This is a genomic window from Mesorhizobium sp. M8A.F.Ca.ET.021.01.1.1 (assembly GCF_003998025.1).
In the GTDB taxonomy this organism is placed as follows: Bacteria; Pseudomonadota; Alphaproteobacteria; order Rhizobiales; family Rhizobiaceae; genus Mesorhizobium.
The window spans coordinates 1-9,634 of record NZ_RZSJ01000203.1; the positions used below are offsets into that span (position 1 = coordinate 1).

10 protein-coding genes and 1 pseudogene are annotated in these 9,634 nt (G+C 61.8%); 5 read left to right on the forward strand and 6 right to left on the reverse strand.

Translation table 11 applies throughout. The features are described 5' to 3' along the window. On the forward strand, window positions 1–214 hold a 214-nt coding region (locus tag EOA36_RS37765; protein ID WP_210212418.1), incomplete at its 5' end, for a hypothetical protein. Between the two features lie 55 nt (window positions 215–269). Here EOA36_RS37765 and EOA36_RS17245 read toward each other — a convergent pair. From EOA36_RS17245 to EOA36_RS38320, 5 genes are all read right to left on the reverse strand, one after another. Further along, window positions 270–719, reverse strand: coding sequence for a hypothetical protein (locus tag EOA36_RS17245; protein ID WP_245464386.1), 450 nt, complete (start codon window positions 717–719; stop codon window positions 270–272). Next, window positions 716–946, reverse strand: coding sequence for a hypothetical protein (locus EOA36_RS17250; protein ID WP_127278659.1), 231 nt, complete (start codon window positions 944–946; stop codon window positions 716–718). The genes EOA36_RS17245 and EOA36_RS17250 overlap by 4 nt, the downstream gene beginning before the upstream one ends. Before the next feature lie 578 nt (window positions 947–1,524). Continuing rightward, a complete protein-coding gene (locus EOA36_RS17255) occupies window positions 1,525–1,815 on the reverse strand; it encodes a hypothetical protein (RefSeq protein WP_127278660.1) in 291 nt (96 codons plus the stop codon). Between the two features lie 786 nt (window positions 1,816–2,601). Next, entirely contained in the window at window positions 2,602–3,030 is a 429-nt protein-coding gene (locus tag EOA36_RS38315; protein WP_245464387.1) for a tyrosine-type recombinase/integrase, read from the reverse strand. 88 nt (window positions 3,031–3,118) lie between these two features. After that, window positions 3,119–3,646 (reverse strand): hypothetical protein, encoded by a 528-nt coding sequence (locus EOA36_RS38320; protein ID WP_245464388.1) that lies wholly within the window; start codon window positions 3,644–3,646, stop codon window positions 3,119–3,121. Between the two features lie 606 nt (window positions 3,647–4,252). Here EOA36_RS38320 and EOA36_RS17265 point away from each other — a divergent pair. The 3 genes from EOA36_RS17265 to EOA36_RS17275 all read left to right on the forward strand — a co-directional run bounded on the left by EOA36_RS17265 (window position 4,253) and on the right by EOA36_RS17275 (window position 8,825). Beyond that, entirely contained in the window at window positions 4,253–5,443 is a 1,191-nt protein-coding gene (locus EOA36_RS17265; RefSeq protein WP_127278661.1) for a DUF932 domain-containing protein, read from the forward strand. A 171-nt stretch (window positions 5,444–5,614) separates the two neighbouring features. Beyond that, window positions 5,615–7,711 (forward strand): ParB/RepB/Spo0J family partition protein, encoded by a 2,097-nt coding sequence (locus EOA36_RS17270; protein ID WP_127278662.1) that lies wholly within the window; start codon window positions 5,615–5,617, stop codon window positions 7,709–7,711. Window positions 7,712–7,772: 61 nt separating this feature from the next. Beyond that, entirely contained in the window at window positions 7,773–8,825 is a 1,053-nt protein-coding gene (locus EOA36_RS17275) for a toprim domain-containing protein (RefSeq protein ID WP_245464389.1), read from the forward strand. Between the two features lie 141 nt (window positions 8,826–8,966). Here EOA36_RS17275 and EOA36_RS17280 read toward each other — a convergent pair whose 3' ends face one another. After that, on the reverse strand, window positions 8,967–9,176 hold the full coding sequence (locus EOA36_RS17280) for a hypothetical protein (RefSeq protein ID WP_127278664.1): 210 nt from the start codon (window positions 9,174–9,176) through the stop codon (window positions 8,967–8,969). On the opposite strand from EOA36_RS17280, the pseudogene EOA36_RS17285 reads away from it, so the two are divergent. Beyond that, window positions 9,175–9,634, forward strand: a pseudogene (locus tag EOA36_RS17285) (hypothetical protein); the annotation flags it as partial. The gene EOA36_RS17280 and the pseudogene EOA36_RS17285 overlap by 2 nt on opposite strands.

Below are 9,634 nucleotides of genomic sequence, written 5' to 3' on the forward strand. Positions count from 1 at the left end.
GTTAAGCTCGGTGCAGCTCATGCTCTCGTATTTGGCCGGATCGGCCCTTCCGCCGATCGTCCCGCATCCGCCAACCAGGAGCATGGCAGCCAGAAGAACCGGTGCTGACCCTGTTGTTGAGATCAAATTCATATTCGCGTCCGGTTCGCCGTGTGCCGGCCCCCTCATATTCGTCGGTCAAACTAGCGCGGATGCCCTTTTCGTCAAAGTTTGACCGGCCGGCCGGCTCTGCGCTGGTTACCGGCCCGTCTCACTGTCGTCGAAAATTCTTACGCTGCTTCGGCGGCCAATCCGGTCATGGGGACACAACCGCCGCCGAGCACCATTTGGGCAATGTCGGCCGCGTTGTCATCGACATGGGCTGTCACCAGCACGATCCCTTCGCCGACACTGCGGCGCTCCGGCCTTCTGGCGGTCGCGACCAAGGGTCCGAGCAAGCCGCCGAGGGCGCAGCCGCAGAACGTGCCTGTCAGGGCCATCGCCGACAGGCCGGTTGCGAAAGGATTGATGCCGTAAGCAGCAAAAGCGCCCAGGCACGCCAACAGCCCGGCGGCAGCGCCAAGCATGACTGCCGGAGATTTCAGGACACCGATTTCGTCGTGGTAGGGCCCGATAATGGCGATCTGTACGCGCGGAACCCCGGCCGCCAAAAGGTTGCCGGCGATCCGGGTCGCTTCGGGATGGGATTCAAAAAGCCTGCTGATTGTTGGCATGGTCATTCAGGACGTGTCGTGTCCGTCAGCGCGTCGGTAACGAAGGATGCGGCGATCAAGTCGTCGCCATCGATCCGGCCTTGACCGTCCTCCATTACCGCCGCGACCTTTTGGAAGGTCTTGATTTCGCCCTCGGTGATCCGCGCGCTGCGCATCCTGCTCCGGAGGTCTGCCACGCGCAGCTGCAAGATATCGGATCTTGCGTCTTCACGATTCGAGATTGTGCTGGTCATTTATTCCGTCTCGTTTTTTGATGGTCCTCGCGCCCAATCAACCGAACTTGGAGCGCGGGCAAACGTTCCCGGTTAGGGCTTCGGTCTGGTAAGGCGCGGGACTTAAGTCTTGCACCAGGACGCAATGGTCTTGCCGGGCGCGGAACCCGGAACGGCCGCTGATTGCCGCCGTTTGTCCGCTAGCAGATTGTGGGAGGAAGCCGATGGAGAAGAGTGTTGACCAGGCGCGTTGGTTGCTCGCACCGATCTTCGCGACGGCCATCACTTTCATGGTGGCCGCAATAGTCCTCGGCTAACCTCCTCGCACATCGGCGCAATCCAGTCCCTTCCTGCGCTGACAGGGTTCGCTCGCTCTTCCAAGTGGCGAGCGAACCCTGGATTTGGCACAAACCCTGGCTGGACTGGCCAGCGTCGGGAAAATTGCCTGACCCGAGCCGAGCTTCCATAACTTACCAGCGGTGATGGGGTATTCAGGACTGGCACGGTCCACTGCGCCTGGATTTTCAGCCGCGCATAGCGTGCCAGGGAAAGTCATCTGGTGGCCAGGCTTGATCGAGAGCCGGGCCACCAGTCGGTAATCAGTAACCGCCGTTTTCGATCACCACCGGGTGGTGGTGACGGTGGGTGGAGATGGAGCCGGTGACGACAACGGCATCCCGATCCTGCCGATAATGATGCCGGCGACCATGGTCGTAGAACGCAATCGTTCCGTGGTGACGGTGATGAAGCCGCTGACCTTCCTCGTTGATGATCCTGACCTGGTTGTGATGTCGATGATGGGTCGTGACGACAACGTCCGCCTCAGCGGCCGAAGCCAAAGCGGGCAATCCCATCGAAAGCGCCAAAGCGCACATGATCATTGTTTTCACTGCAATTTCTCCATTGCCTTGATTAGCCCTTCCTTGGATACAACTGCCGCTGACCCCTTTGGTTCCGGGTTTCCCGGGACAGGCGGGGACGTGCGGCAGGTCGAAGGGCGGCTATGGCGTCGCTAGCCAAGGATGCAAAAACCGCAACATTTAGCCACCGCCCCCTAGCCATCCTCATGCCACGGCTAGTCGCGGCATCGCGTTCTCTACGGTTTCACTCAGGCTGCGGAACATTAGGAGGGTCTAACTGTTCTATCTCCGCGGCAGGCATCACAATTGAGGTCTGCTGAAGATCAGTCGGCAAAGGCTGATCGGCCCGTGTCCTCCGCCAGAGGCGCGGGCTCACCAGGCAACAGGAGAGAGACTATGAACAATATCATTTGGCTCGTTGGAGCGGTGGTCATCGTCATTGCGATATTGAGCTTCTTCGGCCTCCGTTAGGCGCCGCGCGCCATGCCCTGTCGGAGTGTGATCCGTGGCAGCGACGCCGCGAACACTCCCCGCAGATTGACCGGCACGATGCAGGAACCTCGGTGCTCATGCGTCATGCGAGGAAAGGGATTTCGTGTCCGTTCCCCGCGCTGAGGGAAAAGGCATCAGCCTGGACGCAGGCCTATCAGGTGAATCGCCGATTGCGCCAAAGTCGGGATGCGCTAATACATTGTTCTTTCTGGTCGGAGTGGCAGGATTTGAACCTGCGACCCCCTCGTCCCGAACGGGCGGGTTAGGCAGCAAAAGCCCGGATTTCCGCCATTTCTGGTGTCGTCTGAAGGCCAATGTTCACGTTTATTTCCGGTATATCTGTGGGGTAACTGTGGGGTAGCTGGAAATGTTCTCCTTCTGTGCCGCGCGCGTGCTGACTGTCGTTTTGGGCAGGTTTCGCATCCGTGACTTGGAGACGATTGCCTCAGCGGCCTGGGCCTGAAAATCGGGGTGATGATGGCCATAAGTCTGAATGAGCACTTGAACGCTCATACCGAGGTATCCGGCCGCTGCCCAGGGATCGGAACCGCGCTGCATCAGCCAGGTCGCGGCCGTGTGGCGGAAAACGTGCGGGGTGATGTCTGTGCGGAAGACGCGCCGGGCGCTGCCGTGCGGTGTCGCAACCTCCTCATACCAGCCAAGTCCGGCTGCCTCGACCACCGAGCGGAAGGCCTTCTTGATCGACTGCACCGGTTTGCCGTTCCACTCGACCACGTAGTCATGGGCGATCATGCGGCCAATGCTGGCGCTTTTTCCGCGGCCCTTGGTCTTGATCTCCAGCGGTGTGCTCGCCCATCGGCGCACATGTGCCAGGAGGCGATCAGGCAGCCTGACGGGCGGCTGCCTCGTCGCGGGTCAGCCAGCGGTCGCGCGGTGCTGCCTTCGCGGGCAGCACAATTGCCGGCGCAGAAGTTATGTAGCCTTCGCGATGATAATGGTTCAGCGCCGCTCTCAAATCCTCCAACTGACGCCTGGCGGCAGCGCCCTTGCCGTGTGCCTTGGCGTAATCGCGACACATCTTGCCATCGATGTCGCCGATTTTTTTGTCGCCGAACCACGTTAGAACAACGATCAGCCGTTCGGCGGTTTCCTTCGGCTTGGCGTGCGAGGGCGCGACGTCGGTAAGGTATACGCTTACGGCGTCTGCTATCGAGACCGTGGCGGAATCACGACCGCGCTCGCGGGCCGGTCGGTATTTTTCGGTAATGTGACTGGCGAGCCGCTTTTCAGCGCGTTCGCGTTCGCCAGTGCCGCCGCAAGCGCTGAGGAAGGTTGCGCCGTCGCGGATGAACCAGCCGGCTGCGTTGCGGAGCTTTCCGTCCACCCTTCTGCTTTCGGCGCGCCACACAAGGCGCGCTCCTTTCGACGTCCGCGGCATAGTTCTCTCATTTCTGCGATCGCTGCCAAAGTGACGTATTCCTTGCCAGCAATCAACTCTGTCTGAAGACGGCCAGCATCTCGTTCTTTTCGTAGACCTGCCGCACCCATAGAGCCGTCCGGAAAGGCGATTTCGGCAGCTATGTTAATTCGTAGGGGCGTACGGTCGTCCAACTGCTCTGTAATGCTCATTGCTTGCCTTTCGGGGAGACATTGGAAAACAAGCTGATCGTCATCGCATAGAGCTTACTTAGGCGATCATCCGGTCGGAATGTACGGATCCAAGGGCGATGTGTGAATGACATCAAATCTATTCTGCGGTGATTGGGACACCCTGGCGTAGAAATCGGCGGTGCATACAATAACCATCGTCAATTTCAGATCGGATGAGTATTCGCTCGAATGTGATATCGGCTGCGTCGCAGCAAAAAAGTTGGGTCGGCGACAAGGGACTCTCGAAGGAGCGCGAATATTGCGGCCCGACATCCTGAGACAAGAGAGTGAGAGTTTGGATGAGCTTCCGTGACGGGCTGATAGCTGGGAGAGTGGCTCCCGGCGCCCGTCATGGAGACGACCCATGACACAAGTTTTGGACGCCACCCGGGATCGTTCGGGCGGATATAAGGTGGATGTGAGCCGCGGCGAGCGGATTGGCCGCGTATCCTCGGAATGGTTTTCGCGGCCGGCCGATGAGCGCTACCTGTCTTTGTCGGAGCTATTCGCCGCGGTGCAGATCCGGACCGAGCGCAGCCGGACGAGGACGGTGGACAGCGCGGCTATTCGGGTGGAGGCAAGCCGAGACGATGCCGAACGCCTATCGCTGGTGCTGCCAGGCAAGGACACGCCCATTATCCCGACCCATTGGAGCTTTGGCCAACTCGCGAGCCTCGTTGGCGCCCCGACGGCCTATCTGCGCCAGCTTCCAGCACCGCTCGCCGGGATTAATTTGCAGTACGGCCTGGCGTCCCACCGCGCCGAGCAGGTGAAGACGCTCGAGACCGAGGATGGTCGCATCGAGCTGCGCGCGCTCATCGGCCCGGACTACGGCCGCATCTTCGACCATGAACTCGTCGCCGCCGTGCAGCGTATCGCCGGCAACGGCACCGGCGACACCCGGTGGAAAGTGCCCGGCGTACTTGAATGGTCCACCGGCGTCTACCATCCTCACATCGACGTCACGAAGGACACTACGACGCTCTATGCCTCCGACCGCGACGTCTTCCTTTTTCTGGTCGACGACCTCAACCCGATCGAGGCTGGGCGGCTCCCGGATGGCTCGCCCGATCTCTATTTCCGCGGCTTCTACTGTTGGAACTCGGAGGTCGGCGCCAAGACGCTCGGCATAGCGAGCTTCTACCTCCGCGCCGTCTGCCAGAACCGCAATCTCTGGGGTGTTGAAGGTTTCGAGGAGATTACCATCCGCCATTCGAAATACGCTGCATCGCGTTTCGCGCACGAGGCCGCACCGGCGCTGGCACGCTTCGCCAACTCCTCGTCAGTGCCCTTCGTCAACGGCATCAAGGCGGCGCGGGAGCGGATCGTCGCCCGCACCGATGAGGACCGCTGCGACTTCCTGCGCAAGCGCGGCTTCTCCAAAGCCGAGGCGGCGAAGATCATTGAGACGGTGCTGGCCGAGGAAGGGCGTAAGCCTGAAAGCGTGTTCGACTTCGTGCAGGGCATCACGGCGGTAGCGCGCGACAAGGCTCATCAGGATGCTCGGCTCGATCTGGAGGCGCGGGCGAAGAAACTGCTCGACCGAGCGGCGTGAGTTTCGGGTGCCGGAGATGCGAACGCAGTCTCCAGCTTCGTTGCTTCGCGTCCTTCTACTTCTTCGTCGTTCCGCGGCGCCGCCTCAAGAGTCAGAGGGCGGCGCTGCGCTTCGTGACGGGTTGGAGGCCGAGAGAGTGGCTTTGGGCCGCCCGTCGCGGAGTACATCCTGATGGCTACCAATGCCAAAAAGATCACCCTGTCGCCCTCGCGCGACATTCCTTTCAACAAGCTCTTGCTCAGCCAGGCGAATGTCCGGCGCGTGAAGGCTGGCATATCGATCGAGGAACTCGCCGAGGACATTGTCCGCCGTGGACTGCTGCAAGGCCTCAGCGTGCGACCGGTCAAAGACGAAGCCGGTGTCGAAACCGGCATGTTCGAGATTCCGGCCGGCGGCCGGCGTTATCGTGCATTGGAGCTGCTAGTGAGGCAAAAGCGGCTCGCCAAGACAGCGCCGGTCCCCTGCGTCGTGCGCGAGGAAGGCATTGCCGAAGAGGACTCTCTGGCGGAAAACGTCCAGCGAGCACCCTTGCACCCCCTCGATCAGTTCCGCGCCTTTCTCGCCCTGCGAGAGAAGGGCCAGTCGGAGGAGGAAATCGCTGCTGCCTTCTTCGTCTCGGTCAGTGTCGTCAAGCAGCGCTTGAAGCTGGCCTCGGTGTCGCCGTCGCTGCTTGAAACCTACGCGGAGGACGGCCTGACACTCGATCAACTCATGGCGTTCACCGTCTCCGGCGACCACGAACGCCAGCAGCAGGTGTTCGAGCGCATGAAGGCTTCCTATGACAAGCAGCCCTATGCCATCCGCCGTATGCTGACCGAGGGCGCGGTGCGTACGTCAGACAAGCGGGTGCAGTTCATCGGCATCGAAGCGTACGGCGATGCCGGAGGCATAGTTATGCGCGACCTGTTCCAGGGGGATGATGGCGGCTGGCTGCAGGACGTCCTGCTGGTAGATCGGCTGGTCGCGGAAAAGCTGGAACGTGAGGCGGAGGCGGTTCTCGTCGAAGGCTGGAAGTGGATCGAGGTCGCGCCCGACTTCGCCTACGGCCACACCTTCGGGCTCCGCCAACTTCGCGGCGAGCCGATGCCGCTTTCGGCCGAGGAGGTGACGACGCGCGAGGCCTTGCAGGCCGAGTTCGATCGTCTGTCCGAGCAATATGACAGCGTGGAGGACCTTCCGGACGAGATCGATCAACGTCTCGCTGAATTGGAGACTGGCCTCGAATCCTTCGAGGCCCGACCAATCGCCTTCGACCCAGCCGATATTGCCCGCGCCGGCGCCTTTATCAGCATCGCTCCTGACGGTTGTCTGCGCGTCGAGCGCGGCCATGTGCGTTCTGAAGACGAACTACCGGTCGATACACAGACGGCCGAAGGCGGAAACGAGCATCTCACGGCTGGGGCGATTCATGATGACGACGGCGTCAGGATGGATAGCGAGCCGCTGGCCGAGCCCGAAGATAATGAAGGGCTTTCGCCTATCTCGGACCGGCTCATGACGGAGCTGACGGCACATCGCACGCTTGGCTTGCGCCAGGCGCTAGGCGAACGGCCTGACATCGCCTTCCTCGCAGCGTTGCACGCGCTCGCGCTGAAGATCTTCTACCAATACGGATCAGAAAGCTGCCTGGAACTGGATCTGAAGAGCATTAGCTTCGGCGCCCAAGCTCAAGGGTTGAACGACAGCATCTGTGGTCAGGCGATCCGCGTCCGACACGACGACTGGGCCAAGGCTTTGCCGAAGGAAGCGGCGGACCTGTGGGACGCGCTTCGGGACTGGGATCGCGATCGCCAGACCGCGCTGTTCGCTCACATCGTCAGTCTGTCGGTGAACGCCGTGCATGAAGCGTGGAACCGGCGGCCACGTGCGCTCGCCCATGCCGACCGGCTGGCGCAGGCCGTCGAGCTCGACATGGCGGCGGCCGGCTGGCGGCCGGCTGTGGACAACTTCCTAGGCCGCGTCACGAAGGCCCGCATTCTCCAGGCGGTCACCGAAGCGAAAGGACAGCAGGCTGCTGACCGGTTGATGCATCTGAAGAAGGGCGACATGGCAAGTGAGGCGGAAATGCTGATCGCCGACGCCGGCTGGCTCCCCGAACCGCTGCGCACGCCGGGGCACCGGGAAGCAGAAGTCGAGGAAACGCAAGCGTCGGAACCCGTGGTCGAACCGACGGCGGAGAACGACGGCGAAACGTCCATGGGCGAAGCCGACCGCTTCGCCCAAAATGACGAAGCCGACAAAGCACTTCACACGATCGCGGCTGAATGAGCGGCGGAAATTCCTCATCTGGCCCGCCGGCGACGGCGGGCCTTTCCCTTGGAGGCGCACCGTGCCGCAAAACCAGCATGATCTTGCGCGCCGTCTCGGGCAGCAGGCAGAGGCGGTATGTCGCCACTATCTCTCAAACGGCCGACGCCAGGGCAACTATTGGCAGATCGGCGACGCCCAAAACACGCCAGGGCGTTCGATGTACGTGCGGCTGAACGACTCTCCCAAAGGCCCGGCCGGCAAATGGACCGACGCTGCCACGGGAGAGCACGGCGACTTGCTGGATGTTATCCGGGAGAGCTGCGGTCTGATCGACTTTCGCGATGTCGCTGCGGAAGCCCGCACCTTCCTAAGCTTGCCGCGTTCCGAACAGCAGCCGACAGCACCGATGTGGACCAAGACCCTCGCCCCTTCCGGTTCCGCGGAGGCCGCGCGGCGACTGATTTCCATGTCGCAACCGATTTCAAGGACGCTCGTGGAGACGTATTTGCGTGCACGCGGCATAACAGCTCTGCACAAGACCGGATGTCTGCGGTTTCATCCGCATTGTTATTACCGTCCCGACGATAACGGCCCGACCGAGACCTGGCCGGCGATGATTGCAGCCGTCACCGACCTCACTGGCAAGCTTACTGGCGCACACCGTACCTGGCTCGATCCCCAGGGTTTCAGCGAGGCCCATCTCGGCCGCGCTCCGGTAGATACTCCCAGGCGGGCCATGGGCGAACTACTTGGGCACGCGGTCCGCTTCGGTGTCGGCTGCGATGTGGTGGTGGCCGGTGAAGGCATCGAGACAATGCTCTCGCAACGCTCGGCGCTGCCGACAATGCCGGCGATCGCAGCCTTATCGGCGGCTCATCTGTCAGCAATACAGTTCCCCTGCGCCCTGCGGCGACTTTATATCGCCCGCGACAAAGATCCGGCGGGAGATGGGGCCGTGGCGACCCTTGTCATACGCGCCAACTCGGCGGGGATCGAGGCGAAGGTGCTGACGCCGCGACTTGGTGACTTCAACGAGGACCTGCGGCTGCTTGGTCTCGATGCCCTAAGAGCGATCTTGCGCCCTCAAATCGCCCCCCATGATGTCGCCCGCTTCATGGCCCTGACGGGGTGACCGGAAAGAGGAGGAGACGGGCAGGTCGCTGTCGGGCGATCCATGTGTGCATGGTGATCCTCCCCGCAAAAAACCGCCCCAAGGCCTTCCAGAGGGCGATCGGGCCGCGACCGGCCCGGACTGACAATGGCTGCGCTCCGGCTATTTTCCGGCGGCCCGTTCCACCCCACGCGGTAGCCGCGTGAGGAAGCGGGCCTTTCCATCGCGAAACAAAATAACCAGGCTGTCGCCATCCTCCACTGTCGTTGCGGCCCTGCGCTGGCGCTGCGGGTGCAAGTCCAGGCCGCCCGCCGCCTTCGTCGCCATGAAGGCCGCGATGGCGCGGCCGTTACGGAGAAGGAAAACCACCATGGACGACCACGATGACACCGCCTTCAAACCATCGCATACGTCATCTCCGACTGACCACGTCCTCCAGGAACTCCAGCTCTACGGTCACCGTCCCTTCGACGACGAACCCGATCCACGCCCGCTTCCCGAAGGCCACGCTATCGCGGCCAGCATATCCGACATCTTCGACGCCCTGGTGGTAGCGCTGGCCGACACACGGCTTGAACCCGACCTTGAGGAACTCCTGTGGGGCGCGGTCAACCTGTTCCACCGCGCAACGCATCGGATCGAACGCGAGCTCGACGACAACGAACTCGCTCAGCAGCGCCTGCAACGGGAACAAGATGGATCCGAGGTCAAGTCCGTCGAACTCGAAAGGCTGATCGCGCAAGGTCAGACGCTGCTCGAACGCCGTAGCGCATTTGAACTGATGCGCGACCAGGCCGCCGAACACTTCGAGCGCCATACCCTTTCGATAT